The 24,944-nt window shown below is 59.0% G+C and carries 23 protein-coding genes; all 23 read right to left on the bottom strand.

Features of this window, described 5'->3' with window-relative positions; genetic code table 11:
* Positions 1-15: 15 nt before the first annotated feature.
* Positions 16-1,491 (bottom strand): sigma-54 dependent transcriptional regulator, encoded by a 1,476-nt coding sequence (locus tag ACZ3HH_RS24650; RefSeq protein ID WP_465808548.1) that lies wholly within the window; start codon positions 1,489-1,491, stop codon positions 16-18.
* A 172-nt stretch (positions 1,492-1,663) separates the two neighbouring features.
* Positions 1,664-1,960: a flagellar protein FliT gene (fliT, locus tag ACZ3HH_RS24645; protein ID WP_123496028.1), complete on the bottom strand. Its 297-nt coding sequence runs from the start codon at positions 1,958-1,960 to the stop codon at positions 1,664-1,666.
* A gap of 11 nt (positions 1,961-1,971) precedes the next feature.
* The gene (fliS, locus tag ACZ3HH_RS24640) at positions 1,972-2,367 is read right to left on the bottom strand and encodes a flagellar export chaperone FliS (protein ID WP_123360222.1); all 396 of its coding nucleotides are present in this window, start codon (positions 2,365-2,367) and stop codon (positions 1,972-1,974) included.
* A gap of 126 nt (positions 2,368-2,493) precedes the next feature.
* Entirely contained in the window at positions 2,494-3,924 is a 1,431-nt protein-coding gene (fliD, locus tag ACZ3HH_RS24635) for a flagellar filament capping protein FliD (protein ID WP_465808545.1), read from the bottom strand.
* Positions 3,925-4,006: 82 nt separating this feature from the next.
* Entirely contained in the window at positions 4,007-4,375 is a 369-nt protein-coding gene (locus tag ACZ3HH_RS24630; protein WP_465808543.1) for a flagellar protein FlaG, read from the bottom strand.
* Between the two features lie 71 nt (positions 4,376-4,446).
* The gene (locus tag ACZ3HH_RS24625) at positions 4,447-5,292 is read right to left on the bottom strand and encodes a flagellin domain-containing protein (protein ID WP_008151038.1); all 846 of its coding nucleotides are present in this window, start codon (positions 5,290-5,292) and stop codon (positions 4,447-4,449) included.
* 249 nt (positions 5,293-5,541) lie between these two features.
* Positions 5,542-5,808: a hypothetical protein gene (locus ACZ3HH_RS24620; RefSeq protein WP_465808541.1), complete on the bottom strand. Its 267-nt coding sequence runs from the start codon at positions 5,806-5,808 to the stop codon at positions 5,542-5,544.
* Positions 5,805-7,097: a motility associated factor glycosyltransferase family protein gene (locus ACZ3HH_RS24615; RefSeq protein ID WP_465808539.1), complete on the bottom strand. Its 1,293-nt coding sequence runs from the start codon at positions 7,095-7,097 to the stop codon at positions 5,805-5,807. Before ACZ3HH_RS24615 ends, ACZ3HH_RS24620 begins: the two co-directional genes overlap by 4 nt.
* A gap of 99 nt (positions 7,098-7,196) precedes the next feature.
* Positions 7,197-8,123, bottom strand: coding sequence for a ketoacyl-ACP synthase III (locus tag ACZ3HH_RS24610; protein WP_007894181.1), 927 nt, complete (start codon positions 8,121-8,123; stop codon positions 7,197-7,199).
* Between the two features lie 229 nt (positions 8,124-8,352).
* Positions 8,353-9,405 (bottom strand): pseudaminic acid synthase, encoded by a 1,053-nt coding sequence (gene pseI, locus ACZ3HH_RS24605; protein ID WP_465808536.1) that lies wholly within the window; start codon positions 9,403-9,405, stop codon positions 8,353-8,355.
* Positions 9,402-10,901 (bottom strand): UDP-2,4-diacetamido-2,4,6-trideoxy-beta-L-altropyranose hydrolase, encoded by a 1,500-nt coding sequence (gene pseG, locus ACZ3HH_RS24600; protein ID WP_465808534.1) that lies wholly within the window; start codon positions 10,899-10,901, stop codon positions 9,402-9,404. The genes pseI and pseG overlap by 4 nt, the downstream gene beginning before the upstream one ends.
* Positions 10,898-11,593, bottom strand: a complete 696-nt coding sequence (gene pseF, locus ACZ3HH_RS24595; protein ID WP_465808532.1) for a pseudaminic acid cytidylyltransferase — start codon at positions 11,591-11,593, stop codon at positions 10,898-10,900. The genes pseG and pseF overlap by 4 nt, the downstream gene beginning before the upstream one ends.
* A gap of 6 nt (positions 11,594-11,599) precedes the next feature.
* Entirely contained in the window at positions 11,600-12,763 is a 1,164-nt protein-coding gene (pseC, locus tag ACZ3HH_RS24590; RefSeq protein WP_465808530.1) for a UDP-4-amino-4,6-dideoxy-N-acetyl-beta-L-altrosamine transaminase, read from the bottom strand.
* The gene (gene pseB / locus ACZ3HH_RS24585) at positions 12,760-13,761 is read right to left on the bottom strand and encodes a UDP-N-acetylglucosamine 4,6-dehydratase (inverting) (protein WP_465808527.1); all 1,002 of its coding nucleotides are present in this window, start codon (positions 13,759-13,761) and stop codon (positions 12,760-12,762) included. Before pseB ends, pseC begins: the two co-directional genes overlap by 4 nt.
* A gap of 30 nt (positions 13,762-13,791) precedes the next feature.
* Positions 13,792-16,728, bottom strand: coding sequence for a TIGR00180 family glycosyltransferase (locus ACZ3HH_RS24580; protein ID WP_465808525.1), 2,937 nt, complete (start codon positions 16,726-16,728; stop codon positions 13,792-13,794).
* Between the two features lie 51 nt (positions 16,729-16,779).
* Positions 16,780-17,517 (bottom strand): cephalosporin hydroxylase family protein, encoded by a 738-nt coding sequence (locus ACZ3HH_RS24575; protein WP_465808523.1) that lies wholly within the window; start codon positions 17,515-17,517, stop codon positions 16,780-16,782.
* A 17-nt stretch (positions 17,518-17,534) separates the two neighbouring features.
* Complete coding sequence (locus tag ACZ3HH_RS24570) at positions 17,535-18,605, bottom strand: class I SAM-dependent methyltransferase (protein WP_465808521.1); 1,071 nt, start codon at positions 18,603-18,605, stop codon at positions 17,535-17,537.
* Entirely contained in the window at positions 18,595-19,452 is an 858-nt protein-coding gene (locus ACZ3HH_RS24565) for an NAD-dependent epimerase/dehydratase family protein (protein ID WP_465808519.1), read from the bottom strand. The genes ACZ3HH_RS24570 and ACZ3HH_RS24565 overlap by 11 nt, the downstream gene beginning before the upstream one ends.
* Positions 19,449-20,675, bottom strand: a complete 1,227-nt coding sequence (locus ACZ3HH_RS24560) for a methyltransferase domain-containing protein (RefSeq protein WP_465808517.1) — start codon at positions 20,673-20,675, stop codon at positions 19,449-19,451. Before ACZ3HH_RS24560 ends, ACZ3HH_RS24565 begins: the two co-directional genes overlap by 4 nt.
* A complete protein-coding gene (locus ACZ3HH_RS24555) occupies positions 20,672-21,232 on the bottom strand; it encodes a dTDP-4-dehydrorhamnose 3,5-epimerase family protein (protein ID WP_465808515.1) in 561 nt (186 codons plus the stop codon). The genes ACZ3HH_RS24560 and ACZ3HH_RS24555 overlap by 4 nt, the downstream gene beginning before the upstream one ends.
* A complete protein-coding gene (gene rfbG / locus ACZ3HH_RS24550) occupies positions 21,229-22,311 on the bottom strand; it encodes a CDP-glucose 4,6-dehydratase (RefSeq protein ID WP_465808513.1) in 1,083 nt (360 codons plus the stop codon). The genes ACZ3HH_RS24555 and rfbG overlap by 4 nt, the downstream gene beginning before the upstream one ends.
* A complete protein-coding gene (gene rfbF, locus ACZ3HH_RS24545) occupies positions 22,293-23,066 on the bottom strand; it encodes a glucose-1-phosphate cytidylyltransferase (RefSeq protein WP_367374698.1) in 774 nt (257 codons plus the stop codon). Before rfbF ends, rfbG begins: the two co-directional genes overlap by 19 nt.
* 279 nt (positions 23,067-23,345) lie before the next feature.
* A partial coding sequence (locus tag ACZ3HH_RS24540; RefSeq protein WP_465808508.1) for a calcium-binding protein occupies positions 23,346-24,944 on the bottom strand: 1,599 nt, incomplete at its 5' end.

Here is a 24,944-nt window from a genome sequence, read left to right as displayed (position 1 = left end):
GTTGAAAAACAGGCGTCAATCATCCGCCTGTTCATCACCGTCACGACGGCTCATGCCGTACTTGCGCATCTTCTCAACCAGCGTGGTGCGACGAATTCGCAGCCGTTCGGCCGCCCGCGCCACGATGCCATTGGCATCATCGAGCGCCTGCTGAATCAGCCCTTGTTCCAGACCGCCGAGATAGTCTTTCAGGTCCAGGCCTTCCGGTGGCAGCAGGGCATTGGCGGTGAAGTCCGGGGCATGACCGTTGATGGCCACCCGCTCTTCAAGATCGCTGCGCAGGCTGTCGACCAGCTGCTCGTCTTCGTCATCGACGTAGCGGAATTTCTTCGGCAACTCGACCACGCCGATCACCCCGTACGGATGCATGATCGCCATGCGCTCCACCAGGTTGGCCAGCTCGCGAACGTTGCCCGGCCAGCCGTGACGGCACAGCGACATGATCGCCGCCGAGTTGAAACGGATCGAACCGCGCTTCTCGTGTTCCATGCGCGAGATCAACTCGTTCATCAGCAGCGGGATGTCTTCGACGCGTTCACGCAAGGGCGCCATCTCGATCGGGAACACGTTCAAGCGATAGTAGAGGTCTTCGCGGAAGGTCCCGATCTCGATCATGCTTTCGAGATTCTTGTGAGTCGCCGCAATGATCCGCACATCGACGCTTTGGGTCTTGTTGCTGCCCACGCGCTCGAAGGTGCGCTCCTGCAAGACACGCAGCAGTTTGACCTGCATCGGCAGCGGCATGTCGCCGATTTCGTCGAGGAACAGCGTACCGCCGTTGGCCAGCTCGAAACGCCCGGCGCGGCTGGTGATCGCTCCGGTGAAGGCGCCCTTCTCGTGGCCGAACAATTCGCTTTCCAGCAACTCGGCCGGGATCGCCCCGCAGTTGACCGGCACGAACGGCGCGTCACGACGCTTGGAGTGGTAGTGCAGGTTACGCGCGACCACTTCCTTGCCGGTCCCGGACTCGCCGAGGATCAGCACGCTGGCGTCGGTGTCGGCGACTTGCTGCATCATCTGACGGACGTGTTGAATCGCCCGACTGGTGCCGACAAGGCTGCGGAAAAGATTGGGTTCACGGTGACGACCGCGCTCACGGGCCTGGTCATACATCTCGCGATAGACCTGGGCACGGTGCAACGAATCGAGCAATTTGCTGTAGCTGGGTGGCATTTCGAGAGTCGAAAGCACTCGGCGACGCTGGTCTTCCGGCAAGTCAATGGAAGAATTATCGCCCATTAACAAAACTGGAAGGAACTCATCCCAGGTTGAGAGTGTCTTTAACAGGCCCAAAAGTGCACCAGGAGCATTTACCGTCCCGATGAGGACACAGATTACTTCACGACTTGATGACAGAGAGCCGACCGCCTGCTGCCAGTCATGGCTGCCACAGGGTAAATTTTCTTCGCCGAGAAAATTTAAAATCACCGCCAAATCGCGGCGACGGACGCTATCGTCATCAATCAGCAGAATTTTGGTTTCACGCCACATGCAATAGCAACTTCCCTAGTCAACTCAATGCCCAAAATGAGGGGCAAGCTAGACGCTTGCAGACACGTTATGCCTGTAGACGCCTGAAATCTGGAACCAGCCACTAGTTAAGTCAAAAAACCGTGCACAGTCAAATTTATGGCGCACTATGTTTGGATTAACTGAGGGTTAATTAACCAAACAGATGGTAAACCTTTGCCGCGCTCTGCGCTTGGTGGATCTGCGACATCTCGTCGACTATCGCCTGCCGCTCTCCCGTCGCCGCCTCCAGAAGCTGTTTATACACTCCCAGCAACTCCTCAAGGTTGTCGCGCAACGCGGCCTCGTCCACCGCAGCTTCACTCAAAACGTCTTCCATGCAGGAACGGCAAGCCAGGTCCAATTCACCAATGGCTTCCCAGTTGCGCTCGGCCAATGCACCGACGAGGGCATCGCGGGTTTGTTCGATTCGCTGCAAGACAAGACTCATGAGTGATCTCCTTAAAACTGGGGAGCAGGTGCGCCAATGGCGTCCCAACCGTCTTTGACCGTACGGAGCAGGTCGGCGACTTCGTCGAGGATTTTCGGATCAGTCTTGAGGTTCGCTTCCGCCAGGCGCTTCATCATGTAAGCGTAGAGACTATCCAGCTCACTGACGGACTCTGCCTGCTTTTCCAGATCCAGACCCTCTCGCAAACCACCGACAATGCCGATGGCCTTGCTGATCAGAACACCCTTGTTGGCGATATCCTTGCGCTCCATGGCACCTTTGGCCTGAGCGATGCGATCCAGAGCACCTTCCATAAGCATTTGCACCAGACGATGAGGACTGGCCTCGGAAGTCTGGGCTTGCGCGCCAATCTTCTGGTACTGCCGAAGGGCTAACATCGGGTTCATGTTTTACCTCATCCAAAACTCTGTGATTCGTATAATCAGGCTATCGACACAGCGTCAAAAATCTTTAATCCGAAACCAAAAAGCCCGACAAGCGTAATCCGCTGCCGGGCTTTTGGCGTCTATGTTTTACGAGGCGTTTTTCTGCGCGTTCATCGCCTCGAACATCGAGGTGATGTTGCTGGCAGTTGCCTTGAGTTTGCCAACCAGAGAATCCATGTCGTTGTACTTCTTGGTCAGCACAGCAGTCAGCGTCTCGATACGGCGATCCAGGGCTGTCTGTTGGTTGGCCAGATTCGACTTGGCCTTGGCCAGGTTGGTCGAGCGGGTATCAAGGATCCCTTTAGTGTAAGGGGTGATCGCATCGTCCATGCGCGTGAGCAGACCCTTGGCGGCATCGCCAGTCGCCGTCGGATCGCCCAGGAACAGCTTCTGAACCTCACCACCGAGCTTCTGGGTATCCATCGCGGTCGTGAACTTGGTGCTATCGAAATCCAGTGCACCGGTTTTCTGATTGGTGGTGATACCCAATTGCGACAGGACAGTGAGCTTGTCACCCGCGCCGGTAGTGACTAACGGCGAACGAATCGATGCCATGACACCGCGCGCCAACGGGTCACCGGTCAGTGCTGCAGCAACGGTCAGCTTGCCGTCGCCATCCAGGGAAGGCTTGGTCAGCGTATTAACACTGGTCACAACCTGGTTATAAGCGTCAACGAAAGCTTGAATGGATTTTTTCAGGCCATCACTGTTCGGCCCGACCGTCACCGTCGTGGTTGCACCAGCACCGGCGACCAGATTCAGGGTCAAGCCGGAAACGGCCGCATCAACCTTGTTGCTTTTGCTGGTCAGCGCGAGCCCGTCCACGGTGAAGTTGGCGTCCACCGCGAAATCGCCAATGGCACCCGCCGAAGTAGCTGTCGGTGTTGCACCCATTTGCTGGCCGGCATTGATTTCCAGACCCGCGATACCGCTGAGGGTGATATCGGAGCCGGCACCGGTCGCTGTGGAACCCATCACCAGACGCGAGCCAAACGAGTCGGTCACGATGTTGGCACTGAAGCCGTTGGCGCCCTGCTGGGTGTTTATCGCATCCCGAACCGACTGCAACGTCGCGCCCGCCGGAATGGTGACGGAACTGGAAACGCCGTTTTGCGTGATATTGAGCGTGCCGCTTGGAATGGCACTGCTGGTACCGCCGGCAAACGCTGCGGTAGCTACTTTGGACGAGGTCGCAAGGTTAGTGACCTTGACCACGTAAGTGCCGTTCACGGCCGTGTTGCTGGCCACAGCGGTCAGTACTTTCGCATCAGCAGAGGTGGCGTTGTAGCCCAGGAATTGCGGAGCCTGCGAATCTTGCAGCTTCTTGATTGCAGCCTGGAAGTTTGCCAGGACACTTTTGAGAGTACCAATACCGGAAATCTGCGCAGTGTTGGTGGTCGTCTGACGGTCGATCTGGTTCTGCTTGGCTGCTTTGTCGGCATTGACCAAGGCTTTGACAATAGCACCGGTATCAAGGCCAGAGCCTAAACCCGTGCCCGGTAGAATTGGACTTGCCATGCATATCTCCCTTCAGTGTGTCGCCGGTCTTTTGACCACTACAACGTCCAAAAGAACATAGCAACAATATTCATGCCAGCTGTCAGACTTTCGCGCTGAACAACAGGCTGCTTGCATCATTCAAACTGTTCGCCAGTTTAAGGACTTCTTCATTGGGGATTTGGCGAACCACCTCACCCGAATCACTGGCAATAACCTTGACGACTACTTTGCCTGAAGGCTCGTCAATCGAGAACTCCAGATTGCGCTTGACCGACTGAACGAACTTTTCAATTTCCTGAACGGCCATCTTGAGTTTGTCCTGCTCGGATACCGCGCCTTTCTTTTGTTCATCCTTGACCGGCGCCACCACAAGGGCATCGGTTCGAGGCTTCTCCACCGGCTTGTCAGCAACAGTCGTCGCCGGCTTCGCAGCTGGATAAGACAAGTTCAGCTTCACGCTCATATCCATGTCCATCACCTCTTAAAGTAAAAAGCGAGAGAGTGCGACAAGCGCACTCCCCCGCCAAAACTCATCAGCTATTACTGAAGCAGTTTCAGTACAGCGGATGGCAGTTGGTTGGCCTGGGCCAGAACTGCGGTGGAAGCTTGTTGCAGAGTTTGTTGCTTGGTCAGCTGTGCAGTTTCAGCAGCGAAGTCGGTATCTTGTACGCGGCTCAGTGCAGCACTGGCGTTTTCGTTGATGTTTTGCAGGTTGGAAATGGTAGTCGAGAAACGGTTCTGAGCAGCACCCAAGTCAGCGCGAGTGGCGTTGATGTTTGCCAGAGCAGCGTCGATAGCCGAGATAGAGGCATCAACGTTAGTGTGGTTAGTTGTATTATCAACGCCGGAAATAACAGTACCAGTCATGGCCAGGGCGCTGGCGTCGAAGCTGGTCGACAGGGTCAGAGTGATCTGGTTGTCGGAAGTGGTGTTCGAACCTACCTGGAACTCCATCGCACCAGCAGTACCGTCGATCAGCGCTTTGCCGTTCAAGTTGGTCGACTGAGCGATACGGGTCAGTTCAGCGATCGACTGTTGGTATTCTTTGTCCAGAGCGGTACGGTCAGCAGTGCCGTTGGAGTCGTTACGCGATTGCAGTGCGATTTCACGCATACGCTGCAGAATGTTGCTCGACTCTTGCAGTGCGCCTTCAGCGGTCTGAGCGATCGAAACACCGTCGTTGGCGTTTTTGATAGCCATGGTCTGACCACGGATCTGCGAATTCATACGGGTAGCGATCTGCAGGCCGGCGGCGTCGTCTTTGGCGCTGTTGATTTTCAGGCCGGAGGACAGACGGGTCATCGAGGTCGACAGTGCGTCGGACGCACGGTTCAGGTTCTTCTGAACATTCAAAGATGTAGTGTTGGTGTTTACTGTTAAAGCCATGACGAATTCCTCGTTGGTTGGGTACTGCGGCTTCCGGCCCTGGCAACCGCCCGGTATGGCCTAGAGAACCTTCGTAATAGTTATCGTCGGCAATGCAGGTTGCTTGAGGGGATTTTTGAAATTTTTTGCCATCACCCTGCCACCCCCTGTAAAACCGAGGCTTAGCGACGATCCAACCACCAAAAAATGACGCCAGAGAACTGCCACAACCCTTTCTTACAACCTCGCTCCCGCTGATCCGCAACGGCATTACGCGGAATTGACAGCCATCAGCAAATCGACCAGTTCGTATTCAAGGTAGTCCGCCAGCGCCAGCCAGTCCTGTCGTTCCTGGCTATCCAGCATGCCTGCCAGCAATGCCATCCACCGGGCCGCGATCTGGCTGCCTGCCCCGCCGACCCGCGACTGCACCAGCTCCGCTACCTCGACCATGACCAGCGCAGCCTCGACATCCCTTCCCAAGCGAAACAACGCTGAACATTGCCGGGCCTGATCAACGAGTGGCACTTCGGTCATCGACTGAACTCCGGATGAAATGTCGTACCGGCAATCATGGCCCCGGCCCGACTGCTGTTGTAGAAGACGACTTGTGACTGCGCAGCGATATAGCGCTCCAGCTCACACAGGTAGCTGCGGAAATTGAGCTGGGTCTTGACCCGCTGCCCATTCCCGTCCAGCACCCAATGGCGAGCCGCGCCCAATTGGGGGCCGAGGTCGCCGTCACCCCAGCCAGCATGGGTCTTGTTGTTGGGGAACGCGAAGTCAGCCCCGAACAGCGTGATCTGACTGGCCCCCATTTTCACCGCCAGGTCCACCGCCGGATGAATCACACTACCGCCTGCAAACAGCCCGGCCCGTGGGAGCTGCTCGCGCAGATCCCGAAAAACCGGGCTTGCTGAGTAGGCGACATAACGTTTGCCCTGCCAGGCCTGCAATACGACAGGGTCCACCAGCGGCATGTAAACCAGCGTGGTATTGGCGCTGTCTTCGGGTGGCAGGTGGCGCAGCGAAATACGCTGATCAATCGTGACGACCACATCTGGCTTGATGCCGTGCTCAATAAGCGGCCGGTAAGCGGTATCGACACAAACGAACAGTGGTCGCGGGGTCTGGCTGCGAATTGATCGCAAGGTCACGAAGTGCTGTTCCAGGCTCGGCCCGGTGGCGATGACAAACATCGGCTGGCCAGCGTGTGTTGCGAACAATTGTGCGGCGTCGCCATCAACGCGGATCTGTTCGACACTTTCCAGCAGGCGCGTCGCTATTTCCGGATTGTCCGGATCGAACTCACGGTTGTTGAACGTCAGGTGGGTTTCGCTGATCAAGCGGTCGCGGATCCTGGCGTTGTAGTCATCGGCCAGCACCAGCTCTGAAGGCAGGGCAAAAAACGGCAAACAGATTTCAGCTAAATCACCGGCGTAGTGCAGCTGGACACGCGAATCGCTGAGCCACGGCTGCTGATCGAGCAATTGCAAGACCAGCGCAAACACGGCGCCGTTGAGGATATGTACATGCAGCTGAATCAGCCCCGAACGCTGCAGCAGTTCCAGTTGCAGATCACCCAGCCCTGTGCCGTAAACGTGCAGAACCTGGCTGTCGACCGGCAGGCTTTCGGCCTGAAGCTGCGCTTCGCGGGTGCGGTCATGGCGACTGGTCAGCTGAATGCCGTTGATGCTCAGGGTCGAGCCAAGCCCTTCCACCAGATCGGCCTGCAACGGTCCCGGATCTTCAACCAGCAGACGCTCAGCCACGGCCGGCCAGCGGCGCTGTATGACCTCGGCGTTGCGCTCAAAGAACTCGCTCATGGAGCCTCGCTTTTCATTCGGGCAAAAAAATAGCGCTCAAGGTTACACCTTGAACGCTTTTTTTGTGCCTGGCTTTCTTTGACTAAATAGAGCCGAGATTCAAGGACGATAAATGATCGCCGAACCCCAAGACAAACCAACACCAAAACCACTCAGCGCCACACGCTTCCACTTGGAATCAAGCACGTGTTTTTCCAGCAGCAACGGAATGCTCGACGACACGGTATTGCCGGTCTCGACCATGTCCTTGATGAACTTCTCGGGCTCGCCCTCGAAGCGTCGTGCCACGGCATCGACAATCGCCGCACTGCCCTGGTGAATGCAGAAGGCATCGATATCGTCAGCCGTCAGCCCCGAGTCAGCAAGCAACTCATGCAAATGCGCTGGCACTTTGAGCAATGCAAAGTTGAAGACCTGACGGCCGTTCATGAAGAACACCCCGTCGGAAACCTTCAAGTGCGGCGCGCCGGAACCGTCGGTGCCGAACTTGGCCTTGCCCAACTGCCATGGCGCGTCTTCGCCCATCCAGGTGGCAGTGGCGGCATCGCCAAAGAGCATGGTGGTGTTGCGGTCTTCCGGGTCGACGATCTTGGAGTACGGATCGGCGGTCACCAGCAAGCCATTCTTCAGGCCCGCGGCTTCCATGAAACCCTTGATGGCGTAGATGCCGTAGACGTAACCGGAGCAGCCCAGGGAAATATCGAACGCGGCCACGGTCGTCGGCAGGCCCAGTTTGTCCTGAACGATGGCGGCGGTGTGCGGCAGGCCTTCTTCGTCACCATTCTGGGTAACGACGATCAGTACGTCGATGGCTTCACGCTTCAATTCGGGATTGTTGGCGAACAGCGCGTTGACTGCTTCGACACACAGGTCCGAAGTTTCTTGCCCGGCGTCTTTGCGCGGCAGGAAGGCGGAACCGATCTTGCCCAGGATGAACTCTTCATCCTTTTCGAATTTTGCACCTTGTGCGTAATTGTCCACGCCGGCTACAGGAACGTAGCTCGCAATGCTCTTTATGCCAATCATTACGGCTTCCCAATAATAAACAGCCCAATACCACCGCTCGCAAGGAATCGAGGGGCGCCGACAAACAACGAATAACGTCGCCCTCAAGGGGTGACAGCGGGAAGAATAAAAGGCCAACACTGGGCTAAAAACAGTCCAGGCGCCATCTGCCCCTTTTTATACAATACAGTGAAGATGCGCGTTATGACTCGCAGGTCACGCTAATTTGCCGAATCAGCCCCACAAGGAGTTATTCGACCAGCGACCAGTCCAGCGGGGTTCCGCGCTTGATGGCTTGTCGGGCGCGGCGGCCCAGAAGGGTTTCAGCGTGTTTGGGGGCGAGCCCCAGGCCAGGCCGGATGGCCCGCAGATTGGCGACGGTGAAAGGCTCTCCGGCGACCATGTCCCGGGTGACATACAGCGACCGGCGGTACACCAGGGACTTGCGCTCGGCTTCAGTCACGCCGTAATGCACCTGGCCCATGGCTTGCCAGGCACGCTCGGTTTCGATCACCAGGCTGGCGAGTTCGGCCGGTTCCAGGGAGAAACTGGCGTCCACGCCACCGGCGGCACGGTCGAGGGTGAAATGTTTTTCCACCACCGTCGCCCCCAACGCCACCGCAGCGACGGACACTCCGACCCCCATCGAATGATCGGACAAACCGACCTCACAGCCAAACAACTCACGCAGATGAGGGATGGTGCGCACATTGCTGTTAGCCGGTGTCGCCGGGTACGTGCTGGTGCACTTGAGCAACACCAAATCCTTGCAACCGGCCTCACGGGCGGCGCGCACGGTTTCATCGAGTTCGGCGATGCTGGCCATGCCGGTGGAAATGATCAGCGGCTTGCCGGTGGCAGCGACCCGCCGGATCAACGGCAGATCGGTGTTCTCGAAACTGGCGATCTTGTAGGCCGGCACATCCAGGCTTTCGAGGAAGTCCACCGCGGTGTCATCGAACGGTGTGGAGAACGCCAGCATGCCCAGCTCCTTAGCCCGAGCGAAGATTGGCGCGTGCCATTCCCACGGCGTATGGGCCTTCTCGTACAGCGCGTACAGCGAAGAACCGGCCCACAGGCTGTTGGGGTCCTTGATGAAGAACTCGCCTTCGGACAGGTCCAGGGTCATGGTCTCGGCGGTGTAGGTTTGCAGCTTCAAGGCATGCGCGCCGGCCTTGGCCGCGGCTTCGACGATTTGCAGCGCCACGTCCAGCGACTGGTTATGGTTGCCGCTCATCTCGGCAATGATGAACGGCGGCGCATCGGCACCGATCGAGCGGTTGCCGATCTTGAAACTGGTCATGGGTGATCCTTTAAAACGCGTGTGAACGCACAAGCACTCTGAGTGAAACCTGCCTCGCGGAAAACTTTCAGCGACGCTTGATTGGCCGGCAGCACCTGAGCGGTGATGGCTTCCAGTCGCGGCCAATGAGCGGTGACGAAAGCTTCGCCCCGCGTCAGCAGCGCCCTGCCCCAACCCAGGCCAATTCGGTTTTCGAACAAATAAATCGAGACTTCGGCACGAGCATCGTCGAGGTCATAACGCAGCACACCGACCGGGCCATCATCCGCCTCGGCGATCAACAGCAACCGCCGCGGGTTGCTCAGGCTCGCGGCCAGCCAGGCCTGATGCCGTTGCCAGTCGATGACGTGCGTGTCCAGCGACCAGCGCCGTACCGCCTCGGCATTGCGCCCCTCGAACAACAATTGCGCATCATCCTGAGTGGCCTGACGAACCTGCAACACCGCCCCCGCCAGCGCTGCCGCCACCCGCTGCACCCCACGGCCATCGACCAACTGCCGCGAACGTTCGGCCAGACTCTGACGAATCCCCTGATTGCCCACGACAAAACCGATGGTCTGATGCAACTGCTCGATGCTGACCCGCTCGCGATTGCCCAGGAACACATGAGCCCCCGAGGTCGCCATCACCTCGCCGTTGGCCTGCTGATTATTCGAGACCGCAATGCAGATCGTCGGCAGCCCCATGGCCGCCCGCTCCCAACTGGTACCGCCACCGGCACCGATGAACAGATCAGCCTCAGTCATCAGCCGGTAGAAGTCGCTGACAAAACTGTGCAAGCGCCAGTTCGGACGATACGCCGCCAGAGCCTGCATCTGCTCCCAGGCTGGATTGTCTGCACCCGCCACGAAATCGACCTCCAGCTCATGGAGGTCCGCCAATGCCAACATCGCGTGATGGGTCTGCATGGCCGCATCGAAACCGCCGAAATTCACCAGCACTCGCCTGGCCCGAGGTTTGATCTCGATTGCCGGACAACAGAACTCATCGCGCAGCAGGGCAAACCGTGGGCCCAGCAGGGTCTGGCAATCGGGCGTCAGCAGTGAGGCATAAGCCTCTGGGGTGCCCGACAGATTTTGATTGAGCAACAGATCGACGCTGTATTGCCGAGTGGCCAAATCGTCCACCGCCGCGATTCGTGGAGCCCAACGGCGGGCTGCGGTCTGCCAATGGTGATCGAGCCCATAGTGGTCGACGATGACCCAGTCGAAGGCTGGATGACTTTCCAATGCTTGCCCCAGCGCAGCGATGTCCGCTTGCCACGGCAGCATCGACTCGATGGCCTGCTGCGGGTCTTCATCGGGGTAGCGCTCCGGCAGCGCGAAAGTCTCGAAATCCTCGGCCTGCAGACTGTCTAGCCGATGCCCCGGCAACACACGACACGCGAAAGCAACATGCGCGCCCTGCTTGCGTAATACCCTGGCCAGAGTCAGGCAGCGGGCGATATGACCACTGCCAATGGTCGGCGATGCATCAGCGCGGATCAGTACCCTCATTGCAATTCACCCCCAGCCTTCAACGCGGCATAAAGGTATTCGGCACGCGTCCAGTCCTCAAGCGTGTCGATATCCTGCACCAGATGCCGCGGCAGGATCACCGGCAGGCTCGCCGGCGAGAACAACACATCGCCGCGCAACCAGGCCTCGCTGCGCCCCCAGTAGAACTGGCCGGCATCTTGAAAGGCTTCGGGCAAATCCTGAGAACGGGTGTCGCGAAATTCCGGGTAGAGCGAGGTCAAGGCGCCCTGCTCGTCGAGGGTCAAGGCCCGTTGTACCGGGAAGCCAAAACCGGCGACTGAAAACGCGAAAGACTTGTCCGGATGCTGCATCAACAACTCATGCCCCTGACGCAAATAACGCGCCTGCAACAGGGGCGCCGTCGCGTAGACGCAGCACGCATAGTCGAACGGCGGCAATTGCTGCAAAGCATGCACGATCACCGCTGCGGTCCCGGTGAAATCGTCGGCAAGCGCCGCAGGCCGCATGAACGGCACTTGAGCCCCATTGGCCCGTGCGACCTCGGCGATTTCTTCATCGTCGGTGCTGACGATCACCTGATCAAACAGATTCGACTCCAGCGTCGTGCGAATCGAACGGACAATCATCTGCACGCCGTCGAACGGCTTGAGGTTCTTGCGCGGTATTCGCTTGCTGCCACCACGGGCCGGAATGATCGCAACGCAGCTCAAGAGTCACTACTCCTCAAGGATCAGTCGTCGCAATTGCTCGACTACATAATCCTGTTGTTCATCGCTCAGCAGAGGAAACAGCGGCAGGCTGATGGCCTCGGCGTAATAACGTTCGGCCTCTGGGAAATCCCCCTCGGCAAAACCCAGGTCGCGATAATACGGCTGCACGTGCAGCGGAATATAGTGCAGGTTCACACCCACCCCGGCCGCTCGCAAGCCTTCAAACACCTGTCGATGGCTGAGGCTGATCCGCTCCGTCTGCAAGCGCACCACGTACAGATGCCATGCCGACTCGGCCTCCGGCTGCGCGCAGGGCAAGGTCAGCGGCAAGGACGCCAGCAACCGCTCATAACGCGCCGCCAGTTCACGACGGCGTTCGATGAAACCATCGAGCTTGTTCAACTGCGACAGACCGAGGGCCGCTTGCAGGTCGGTGATCCGGTAATTAAAGCCCAATTCCACTTGCTGGTAGTACCAGGGGCCATGGCTGGGTTCGGTCATCTGCGCAGGGTCACGGGTCATGCCATGGCTGCGCAGGCGCTGCAAACGCTCGGCCAGTTCCGGGCGATTGGTCAGTACCATGCCGCCTTCGGCGCTGGTGATAATCTTCACCGGGTGGAAACTGAACACCGTCATCGCCGCGAATTCGCCGCAACCCACCGGACGCCCGGCATAAGACGCACCGACCGCGTGGGAGGCATCCTCGATCACCGTAAAACCATAGCGCTCGGCCAGTTCGGCGATCCTGCGCATGTCGCAGCTCTGTCCGGAGAACGCCACCGCCACCAGCACTCTCGGCAGTTTGCCGTCGCGCTCGGCGATTTCAAGCTTCGACGCCAAGGTGCAGGCGTCGAGGTTCCAGGTCAGCGGATCGATGTCGACGAAATCGACCTCGGCGCCGCAATAGCGACCGCAGTTGGCCGAGGCCAGGAAAGTGTTCGGCGTGGTCCACAAGCGATCGCCCGGCCCCAGGCCGGCGGCGAGGCAGGCAATGTGCAACGCCGCCGTGGCATTGCACACCGCCACCGCGAAATCGGCCTGACAACGCTCGGCCATGGCCTGTTCGAAACGCTCGATGGTCGGCCCTTGCGTCAGCCAGTCGGACTGCAACACGGCAACCACCGCGTCGATATCGGCCTGATCGAGGCTTTGCCGACCGTAGGGAATCATGCCGACAGCTCCGCGTGCAGGTCAGCGATCTGGCCTATCGACAGGAAGTGCGGGTTGGTGTCGGAGCGGTACTCGAAATCTTCGCTCACCGGCCGGCCCTGCTCGCCCAGTTTGTCGACGGCAAAATCCACGTCGACGCTGGTGAAACGAATCGACGGCTGAATGGTGTAGTGATCATCGAACTCCAGGGTCATGCGCGCATCGTCCAGCGGCACCATCAGTTCATGGAGTTTTTCCCCCGGACGAATGCCGACGTTTTTGTGCGGCAAATGTGCAGCCATGCCCAGCGCCAGATCGACGATGCGAATCGACGGGATCTTCGGCACAAACACTTCACCGCCGTGCATGCGGGCGAAGCTGTCGAGCACAAACTTCACACCGTGATCGAGGGTGATCCAGAACCGCGTCATGCGCTCGTCGGTGATCGGCAGTTCTTTGGCGCCCTCGGCAATCAGTTTGCTGAAGAACGGCACTACCGATCCACGCGAGCCAGCAACGTTGCCATAGCGCACCACGCAAAAGCGGGTCTGCTGTTCGCCAGCAATGTTGTTAGCGGCCACGAACAGCTTGTCCGATAGCAACTTGGTCGCGCCGTACAGATTGATCGGGCTGGCGGCCTTGTCGGTGGACAGCGCTACGACTTTTTTCACGCCGTTGTCGATGGCAGCGGCAATGATGTTTTCCGCGCCGTTGACGTTGGTGCGGATGCATTCGGTAGGGTTGTATTCCGCCGCCGGCACTTGTTTCAAGGCTGCTGCATGCACCACGTAATCGATGCCGCGCATGGCCTGACGCAAACGTTCGGCGTCGCGCACATCACCGATGAAGTACCGCATGCACGGTGCGTTGAATGTCTGCTGCATCTCGTATTGCTTGAGCTCATCGCGGGAAAACACCACCACGCGCTTGGGCTGATATTGCTCCAGCAGCCGGCGGATGAAATTGCGCCCGAACGAGCCGGTGCCGCCGGAGATGAAAATCGATTTACCGTTGAACATGCCTTGAGTCCTTTTACCTGTCAGCCAGGCTTATACGAGCAACTGCGCCCAGTTCAAGCTAGTCGGTTCGCCGAGAGTAAAGCCCTTGCCGGTCCAGGCCAGGTTCTGGTTGCAGGCTGAATCCTGTTCGAAGCGAGCGTGCCACTTGTCACGCAGAGCAGCTGCCGCCTGCGGGTGATCCGGCAAAGTGCCGGGATGGACGATTTGCACTTGCGGCGTCCATACGGTCAGCAACCCGGCATCGGCGACTTTCAGGCACAAGTCGACATCGGCATACGCTTGCTCGAAATGCTCTTCATCCAGCCCGCCCAGTGCATCGAACACCTCTTTGCGCACCATCAGACAAGCGTCGGAAACCGCCGAATAATTCTGCTCGACCAACAGTCGATGCATATGACCCGGTGCGTCTTTTTTCTCGCCGACGAACGCAGATGCCACGCCGTCTCCCAGCCCCAGAATCAAACCCGCGCCGGTCACGCTGCCCTCGCGATCAACCAGCTTGGCACCCACCACCCCTACTTCCGGACGCTGAGCCTGGTTGAGCAAGGTTTCGATCCAATTGGCATTAACCACCTCGGCGTCAGCCGCGAGCAGTATCAGGTACTCACCTTGCGCCTGCGCGGCGGCCTGGTTGAGCAGTGCCGACGGGCTCACGCGCTGCTGGTTCTTGATCAGGCGAATCCGCCCGCGGCCGTTTTGCTCCAGACTGTCGAGCCACGCCAGCAGATCGGCTGACTGGCTGTGGTTGTCGGTGATGATAATTTCGTTGTTCTGATAGCGCGTGCGCTGCAATACGCTCACCAGGCAGCGCTGCAATTGCTCCTGACAGTCTTCGCTGCGCACGATAATCGACACCTTCGGACGCTGCGCGTGGCGGTAGTCGACCCGCAAGCCACCGAACGCTTCGGCACTGACCTGCGCCTGATAACCACGGGTTGCCAAGTGGCGTACCAGCGTTTGTCGTTGGTGCTCGTTCGGCGCCAACTCCACCGCCGGGGTGATGAGCAATGGCTCGGCCAAATGCGCCAGCCCCGCCAGCCCGCCAGCTTCGATCAGGCGCAGCAGCAGGTCGAATTCCAGTGCATCGCTGAACTCGCGGGCATATCCACCGACATCTATCAGCACCTCGCGTCGGATCAGCCAATGCCGGGCGGTCAACGTCGGCAGACTTTGCAGCAGGTCGAGGTTGAAGGCCGGGCGGAAAACCTCGGTCAATGTGCCGTTACTACGGCGATGAACTTCATCCATTGCCACCGCACGGCAACCTTCGGCGTTCTGCAACTCAAGGCTGGCGCGCAGCAAGCCCGCAGCCGTGAACTCATCGCCGGCCTCGGCCAACAGCAGCCAGTCCGAGGTCGAGCGCTGGGCAATCTGGTTCAGTCTATCGACGTAGTTGCTTGCACTGACCTTTACAAAATGCACGGTATTTTGTTCGGTGGTGACGTCGGGTAAATCACCGGTGGTGAAGACCACCACCTTGAAGGCGCGGAAAGCGCTTTCCATCAGACTGTCGAAGGTGACCTGCAACTTGTCCATGTCGGCTTCAAGGTCCAGCAATAGAATGCCGAACTGAGGCCCACCCTTGTTGGCCGCCAGGTGTTGATTGATTTTCCGTACCGCTGTCTCGTTCGGCTGGCGTGCCTGCAACCAGTTCAACAACCGGCCGGAAGGCATACTGGCCAGCAACTGACGGCTGTCATAGGTCGGTAGGCTGCCTAGGCGGACAATCCAGTCGGTCAATATTTTCGCATCGGCGCTCTCGCCCATGTCCAGCAGCTGCTGCGCCAGTTTTTGCACGACCTGACGGTTGAATGCACCCAACTGAACGGCATGCAGCAAACGGGTCTGGATGGTCTCGGGCGTGTCATTGGAATAGGTGCGCTGCAACGTATGCTGCTGAAGTAACGCACCCTCCATTTCTTCCAGCTGCAAACGCCCGGCAGGCATCGCATGGAGCAGAAACTCGCACTCGGTCAGTTGATCGAAAAACGCCTGGTTGTAGAACGGCATCTCGACATACTGCTGAGTCCCGAATGCGCGTTTCGGGCCAATGGTGGGGTCTTTCCAGTAGGACTCGAAGATCGGCTCGATCGTCAATGCATTGCGCGTGGCCAGGCTGTCGGCCAGCGCCTGAAAACTTTGCAGGGCGAACTCTGCGGTCTGCGTCTGGTTCAGGCCACTGATGTCGGTCGCCAGCGTGGCGAGGAAACCGGCAAAGCGCTCACGCTCGGCGACGGAGCGGGCGTCTTTGAAACTCAGAACGTGAATGATTTCGGTGTTGTGATCCGAACGGCCGTAGTTGACCTCCCGCACCACATAAGGCACTGGCAGAATCCGCGCCTTGGCCCGTGCGAGCATGTAATACACATGGCCGATTTCCTGCCACTCGAAAATCGTGCCCTCCGGCATGGCCGCGTACCAGTCCTGCAACAGCGAAGTGCGGTGCACCGCATAGAACGGCGGAATGTACTGGCCCATGTAGTCGAGTACACGATCCTGCGCACGCTCGGCGTTGTAATCCTCTTTCACCTTTTTGTCGCGACGGTAGTACTGCACATAGTTGGAGTGCGTCAGGTACATCAGGCAGTAGCCGTGGCACATACCGTAATCGGGATTGGCCTCGAGGAAGTTCACCGACTCGGTCAATGCATCGTGCAGCAGGAAATCATCGTCGGAAGCCAACACCATGTACGGCGTGGTGACCTGGCTGACGCCATACGCGAGCTTTTGCTGAAACCCCGTATAGGTGAACTGCGGCAAATGGCGATAGTCGACCGACGGAAAGTCAGATGCGATGCACTCATCACTCTGCACGGACGAATCCAGCACCAGCACCTTGGCAGAGTAACGGCTGTAATACTGCAAGGCGCGTCGCAGGAACGCCCTGCGGTTGTGGGTGATGACCACTACCGTGAACAGCTCGTTCAGCGGTGTCACGTTGGTTTGAGTGCTGCTTTGAACCTGCATCTTTCTATCCCCACAACCGGCCAATCGCCAAGAACCTGAAACCACTTTTGATTAACGAACGCGACGCAGATAGCCGTCCGGTGCCACGGTGATCAGCAGTTTGTTTTGCAACTGCTGGTCAATCTCGAAGTCCTTGTTTTCTTCCAGGTACTTCCACACGGCAGTTTTCGGGTTGTCGCCCGGACCCCATGGGCGATCCGGGAAGAAATCGGCTGGCATGTCTTCAACGACGGTGTCCATCACCACGCAGTAGCTGTCCACCGACACCAGCGGTGCGTACAGACGCAGCTCTTCGAGCACGTGATCGTGAGTGTGGTTGGAGTCCAGCACCAGAATGACTTTCTTGCCTTCGGCCGCGGCGCACACTTGGGCGGCGATGGCCGGGTCGATGCTCGAACCTTCGATCATCGAAATACGCTTGCTCATCGGGTGGCTTTCGATGGCTTCGCGGTTGTGCGGGCGAATGTCGAGGTCGATGCCCAGCACTTCGCCGTGGCCTTGCAGCTCCAGCAACGATGCGTAGTAGATGATGGAACCGCCGTGGGCGATGCCGCACTCGATGACCAGATCCGGTTTGACCTGCCAGATGATCTCTTGCATGGCCATCATGTCTTGCGGCAGCTGGATGATCGGACGGCCCATCCACGAGAAGTGGTAGCTGTATTTGTGCTTGGCCGATTCGTTGAAGAACTCTTGGGCCAGGCCGGTGAGTTTCTGGTCGTCACCTTGCTGGGCAATCTGTTCCCGGCATTCGGCTTCGAAGGCTTCGTTGATGCTGTTGTCGGTCATTTCAAAATTCTCAATGGTCACTGGAACGAAGCGCTATCGACGGCGTGATAGACGTAGCGTCCACCGGTCATCCGCTTGATTTCTTCGAGGTAATTGGAGTTCATCACAAACAGGTTGGCACCTTCGGGCAAGGCATCCATGGCCTCTTGCGGCGAGGACACCCGCACGCCGCTCAGGGGCAAATATCGGCCCTGTTTGGCCGGGTTGATATCCACCACGCGATCCACCGCCACGCCCGCCCGTTGCAGGAACAGCGAATAAATCACGCCTTTGGACGAGCCCCCCCAGATCGCCGAACCTTGTTCGGGCGCGGCCTGAATGATCTGCACGGCGCGGTCGAGGCTGGCGGTGAAACCTTCGGGCAGCGTCAGGCGCGGCACCGGTTGCTCCGGGGTCAGGCGCAACGTCGACAGGTCGGCGACGATGTACAGGTATTGGCCACCGAACAGGTGACCGGCCTCATGCACGGTGCCGAACATCCGGCGCAGGTCATCGAGGCGGAAATAATTGACGTGTTCGTAGAACAGGTCGAACCAGGCACGGTGCTCAAGGATCCAGTCCAGGCATGGCACTTCGATGTAGATCTGCCCGCCCTGATTGGCCTCGGCCATCTCGGCAAGAAAACTAACCGGGTCCTGGATATGCTCCAGCACATGCCGCAGCACGATAGCGTCCGCCGACAGACCCAGGCCGCGAGTGAACGGAGCCTTGATCACATCACGATTGTCGCCTTCATAAGCCGGATCGATACCGGTGATGGCGTAGCCCAGGCCTTTGAGTAGCTCAAGAAAGTAGCCTTTGCCGCAGCCGACTTCGATCAACTCCTGACCCTTGAAGTGTCGGGCAATGATCCCTTCGACATCGCTCAGGTGCTTCTGGAACTGGCCGGAGTGCGCCTGCTCATTCTGATAGTCGGCGTCGTAGCTGAGCTTGTCGGCATCGAAGGCCTGATTGAAGATCAGCCCGCTCACTTCGTCTTGCACCAATACCATGTCGGCGCAGGCCGAAGCTTTCGCCGATTGCGCATCGGCAAAGGTACGGTTCTGCAACACCGGCAGGTCGGCGACCCGATACAACTCATGCCTCATGCTCTGCTCCCAGTAGCTGTTGCAAGCGCTCCGCCATCCCCCAGAACGCCATCGGCTCATGGGTCGGGTATGGGTAATGGCCCAGGTTCAAACGAATCGACGCGTCACGTTCACGCAGCCGTTGTTCGACCAGCGCTCTGACCGATATCGGCCGGCCACTGGAACAATTGATCACGCCGTCAAATTCGCGCTGTTGCAGGATCGCGGCGAGGTAATTGGCTGCCGTGTCGATCGCCAGGTAATCGCGCAACTGCTCGCCGGCCGACATATTGAAACTGTCGTCCCCGGCCTCGATTGCCCGGTCCAGTGCCGCCAGTAAACTGTTGGGGTTTTGCCCTTCTCCATGCAGGTAAAACAGTCGCGCCCATTGCAGGGTGAAGGGTTGTTGGCGCTGCAGGTTTTCAAGGAACAGGCGCAAGGTGTTCTTGGCCAGTCCATAGGGGTTACTCGGCCGCGCCTCGGTCTGCTCGCTGAGTGGCCCGCTTTGCAGGCCATATTCGAAACAGGTGCCCGTCACCAACACCTGCGACACGCCCGCCTCGACCGCGCCCTTGATGAACCGGTAATCGGCCATCAGGTTGTGCTCGAAGTGAAACAGTGCCTGATAGTTTGGTAATCCTGGCCAGGCGAGATGCGCCAAGGCATCGACGCCATCGGTCAGCGCGGCGAGGTCCACATCGGCGGCATGAATATCCGCTGCCACGAACTCCACGGCATTGATCCACGGAAGTTGCGCAGCGGTCTCGGCGTTACGCGCCACGGCCCGGACCTGGCAGCCACGGGCGAGCAAAGCCGCGACCAGATGTCGGCCGACAAACCCGGTGGCACCGGTCACCAACACTTTCACAGTACGGTCAACTCAGGCACCGCGATCACAAAACGACCGTCCCACTGACGTACTTGCGCCAGTTGCTGACTGACTTCGTGCAACAGGTTCCACGGCAACACCAGGATGTAATCCGGTTTCTCCAGATCGATCTGCGCCGGCGAAACGATCGGAATGCGACTGCCCGGCAAGTACTTGCCCTGCTTGTGCGGATTGGCGTCGGCGACCCAGGCCAACAGGTCCGGTTTGACCCCCGCATAGTTGAGCAACGTGTTGCCCTTGGCCGCCGCGCCATAACCGACCACGCGCTTGCCATCGGCCTTGGCCTGCAGCAGGAAACGCAGCAGTTCGTGCTTGATACGTTCAGCCGCTGGCGCGAGGGTTGCGTAGTACTCGGGCGTCTTCACCCCGGCGTCCAGCTCGGCCTGCAACTGTTGCTGCACGGTCGGTTGTACGGCGCGGCGTTCACCGTCCTTGCGCTGCACAAACACCCGCAGCGATCCACCGTGAGTCGTCAGCTGGCTGACATCGAACACCTCCAGGCCATTGCGCTCGCACAAGTTCTGCACGGCGGTCAGGGACAAATAGGAATAGTGCTCGTGATACAGCGTGTCGAACTGCTGCCCCGCCATCAGCGTCAGCAGTTGTGGAAACTCGAACGTCGCCACACCGGCCGGCTTGAGCAAGGAGGCAAAACCACCGAGGAAATCATTGATGTCCGGGACGTGGGCCAACACGTTGTTGGCGGCCATCAGGTCGGCGGCCCAGCCTTCGTTTTTCAGCTGCGCGGCGGTGTCGCGACCGAAGAACAGTTCGCGAATCTCCAGGCCTTTTTCCCGCGCCGCTTGCGCAGTGCTGCGGGTCGGTTCGACGCCCAGGCAAGGGATGCCGCGCCCGGCAACGTACTGCAACAGGTAACCGTCATTGGCGGCGATTTCCACCACACGGCTGTCGGCGGTCAGGCCGAAGCGCTCGACCATTTGCGCCACATAGCGCTCGGCATGGGCCAGCCAGGTGCTGGAGAACGAGCTGAAATAGGCATACTCGGCGTCGAACAGGCTGTCGGCGCGGGTGTAATCCTCGGTCTGCACCAACCAGCACTGCTGACACACTGCAACCTTCAATGGCACCCATTGCTCGGCTTGTTCCAGGCGATCCGCGTGCACATAGGCGTTGGATGGCGGCGAGGTGCCGAGATCGATCAGCGGCAGGCTCAGCGGTGCGGCGCACCCACGGCAGTTCATAGACGCACTCCAGTGAAGTGTTCATCGAGCAAGGGATGGCTGGAATCCCTGGCCGACAGATTATTGACAGGCAGCGGCCAGGCAATTGCCAGCCGTGGATCGTTCACCGACAACCCACCCTCATGCGCAGGTGTGTAATCGGCGCTGTGCAGGTAGAGCAATTCGGCGTCGTCGGTGAGGGTCTGGAAACCATGGGCGAAGCCGGCCGGAATCAGCAAGCTTCGGCCGTCACCGGCCTTCAGGTGCTCGGCGTGCCAAGACAGGAAGGTCTCGGAATCGGGTCGCAGATCCACTGCCACATCCCAGACCTCACCGCGCAGGCAGGTAATCAACTTGGCTTCCGCCGCATTCTCGTTTTGATAATGCAGACCGCGCACACTCCCCCGCTCGCGGGTGCAGGAATGGTTGATCTGGCGGATATGAAACGGCTGGCCGAAAGCGCTCAGGCTGCCTTCGCAAAACAGCCGTGCGAAGTGCCCGCGATCATCTTCGAAGCGTTTGTGCTGCACGCTGAACAGACCGGCCAGCGGCAGGGCTTTCAACAGAAATTCGCTCACAGCGCGCCTCGGTACAGGTTCAACTGACCCAAGGTGACTTCACGCATGTCATCGCCGTTCTGCCACGCCAAGTGCCAATCGAGGGTCTGGGTCAGGCACTGCTGCAACGACCAGCGCGGTTGCCAGGCCAACAGTTGCCGGGCGCGACTGCTGTCCAGGCGCAACAGACCGGCTTCATGCAAATCACTCGGTTCGATGCGCAAGCCGCGCGCTTGCGGCCAGCGGCTGGCGAGCAGCTCGACCACTTCGCCGACGCTGCACATGTCTGCTTCGCTCGGGCCAAAGTTCCACGCGCCGGCAAACGCCGGGCCTTGCTCATAGAGGCCAGCGGCCAATTGCAGATAACCGGCCAGCGGTTCCAGCGCGTGCTGCCACGGACGCACCGCCTGCGGGTAGCGCAGGGTCACGGGCTCGTCTGCGGACCAGGCCTTGAGCACGTCAGGAATCAAGCGTTCAGGTGCGAAGTCACCGCCGCCCAGCACGTTACCGGCGCGCGCGGTGGCCAACGCCAGGCCGTGTTCGGTGTACTTGTCCGCCGGGAAAAACGACGCGGCATAAGACTGCGCCAACAATTCACAGCAAGCCTTGCTGCTGCTGTAAGGGTCGTGACCGCCGAGGGCTTCGTCCTCACGGTATGGCCACAGCCATTCCTTGTTCGCATAAACCTTGTCGGTGGTCACCAATACGCAGGCGCGCACACCGCCGACCTGGCGGATCGCTTCGAGCAGGTTGAGAGTGCCCATGACATTGCTGGAATAGGTGCCGAGCGGATCGCGATAGCCTTCGCGCACCAGCGGTTGGGCCGCCAGGTGCAGGACGATTTCCGGCTGCACTTCGGTAATCAATTCCAGTAAGGCGCCGAGATCACGCAGGTCGCCGCGCTGATCGTTGATGCCTTCATGCACACGGGCCAGTTCGAACAGGCTCGGTTCGGTGGACGGATCGAGCGAAAACCCGCTGACCTCGGCACCGAGACTTTGCAGCCACAACGTCAGCCAGCTGCCCTTGAAACCGGTGTGGCCGGTCAGCAGGACACGCTTGCCACGCCAGAACTCCGGACTCAGGCCCATTGCTTCCATGGGGCCTCCCCGCTCTGCCACAGCGCTTCGAGGTGGTTCTTGTCACGCAAAGTGTCCATCGGATGCCAGAAGCCTTCGTGCTCGAAGGCCTTCAACTGTTCTTCCTGGGCCAGACGGGCCAAGGGCTCGGCTTCCCAGGTGGTGTCATCACCACCGATGTACGGCAGCACTTTCGGCGAAAGCACAAAGAAACCGCCATTGATCCAGCCACCGTCGCCACGAGGCTTCTCGGTGAAACCGAGCACCTGATCGCCGTGACGCTCCAGGGCACCGTAACGGCCCGGCGGTTGTACGGCAGTGACGGTTGCCAGACGACCGTGGGCGCTGTGGTAGTCCACCAGTTGACGGATATTGATATCGGAGACGCCGTCGCCGTAGGTAAAACAGAAGGCGTCTTCATCCTTGAGGTAACGGCCGGCGCGCAGCAAGCGGCCACCGGTCATGGTTTCCTCGCCGGTGTCGATGAGGGTGACGCTCCACGGCTCGCTGTAGTTCTGATGTACGTCCATGCGGTTGTTGCGCATGTCGAAGGTGACGTCGGAAGTGTGCAGGAAGTAATTGGCGAAGAAGTCCTTGATCGCATAGCCCTTGTAGCCAAGGCAAATCACGAAGTCATGAATTCCGTGGGCGGAGTACTGTTTCATGATGTGCCAAAGAATTGGCTTGCCGCCGATCTCGATCATCGGCTTGGGCTTGAGGTGCGACTCCTCGCTGATGCGCGTGCCCAGGCCACCCGCCAGAATTACTGCCTTCATCGTCTCCCCTCTTGTTCTTCACAGAGCTCGGCCAAGCTATTTCAGGCTTTTGCGGGCTGTCTGGCTAAAACGCTCTGCCGTGTCAGGCGCTGGCGTACGGCCGCAAGCGCTCGTTTTATGGCGATATGAGGGGGACTTGCAGGAAACGCGCCAGCTCATGAATCCAAGTAGCAGACACAAAAAAGGGACGAATCCGGATCATGCAGACCGGGTTCGTCCCCAAGCGTAAAGCGGGCACCTTCAATCCCGTTGCAGGAGAGAAGGCGCCTGATTCAGGTATCAGCCGAACATGGCAAATGCATCGCCGTTGGCCGGCAAGTTGAAGAGCTGGCCATCCGCCGTCTGGATTTGCTCGATAGTATCGGAGCCGGCAAACCAGTCCTTGAGCTGTACACCTTCCTGCGGAACCTCTCCTGGACTAACACTCGATCTGTGCAGGTAGAGGTCATTACCCACTCGATCAACCAGCAGTTCGGCACTACTGATGTACGACAGCACTATTTTGTCGGAGCCGCTGACACCATCGTCCTGGATCGTCACCAATGCCGAGGTGTCGACGTTGTAGGTATCGTCACCCTCGCCACCAAAGGCCGAACCACTGGCTTGCAGAACCAGATTGTCATCGCCAGCACCACCAAATAGCGAAAAGCCCGAGCCCGTGCCGGTCAGCAGATCGTTGCCGTCACCACCGTCGGCCATGCCGTGAACCACCGTGATGACGTCGCCCCCCGCTTCACCATAGGCCTGGCTGCCCTCGTCGTTGCCAGCGGTGACAATGGTGTCGTTGCCATTGCCGCCATACAAGGTGTCAGCCTGCGGCCCATTGATCACATCATCAAGGGTGAATGGCCCGATCTGGGACACCAGCCCGCCATAGAGGTAATCGTTGCCATCGCCCCCGTAGATGACGTCGTTACCCAACCCGCCTTCAAGGTAATTGACGTTGGCATCACCGGTCAGGGTGTCATTGAAGTGACTGCCCACTACGCGCTCGATGTTGCTCAATACATCACCTTGCGCATCGCCACCCTGATTGACGCCAGTCAACAGGTTGATGTTCACGGCGGTGGCACTGGTGATGTACATGGCGCTGTCCTGACCGTCGCGGCCGTCAATCACATCCGCACCTGCACCACCGATAAAGACGTCACCGAACCGCGAACCCAACAACGTGTCATCAAAGTTGCTGCCCTGAAAGAACTCGATGTTGGTGAAAGTGTCGCCCTCGGCATCACCGGCGTTGGCATTGGTGGTCAGGTCGATGGTCACCGCTGCGTCCGAAAGCTCGTAACTGACCAGATCCTGCCCAACGGCACCGTCCAGGCCCATGGCGGTGGTACCACCATAGAAAATGTCGTTGTAGCTCGACCCCTTGATCGCTTCGATGTCGGTGAAGGTATCGCCCGCCCCGATTCCGGAGTACACCCCGGTCTTCAGGTTGATGGTCATCGCCACGCTGCTGTCGGTATAGCCGACAGTGTCGTAACCGGCGCCACCGATGAACTGGTCGGCACCCGCGCCACCGTACAGCGTGTCGTTGCCCGAACCACCGTACAGTGTGTCGTTACCCGAACCACCGGCGATGATGTTGTCGTTGGCATTGCCCCAACCGGTGAAGTCCTCGCTGCCGACATAGGTCAGACGCTCGATGTTCGCCGCTATATAGGTGTTATCGGGGTTGATCACCGACACGCGCACTTCGTCATTGCCGCCACCTTCCTGCTCGACGATGGTCGCTGTAGCGCCGTTGTTGATGTAGTAGATGTCGTCACCAGCACCGCCTTCCAGTGTGATCGTCGGTGCGGTGTGATCCGGGCCGACGGCGAAGGTGTCATTGAACGCCGAGCCGATGACGTTCTCGATGTTGGCCAGGGTGCT

The sequence above is a fragment of the Pseudomonas sp. PME37.24/025 genome (assembly GCF_055556615.1).
This window is presented reverse-complemented; position numbering and strand designations above follow the sequence as displayed.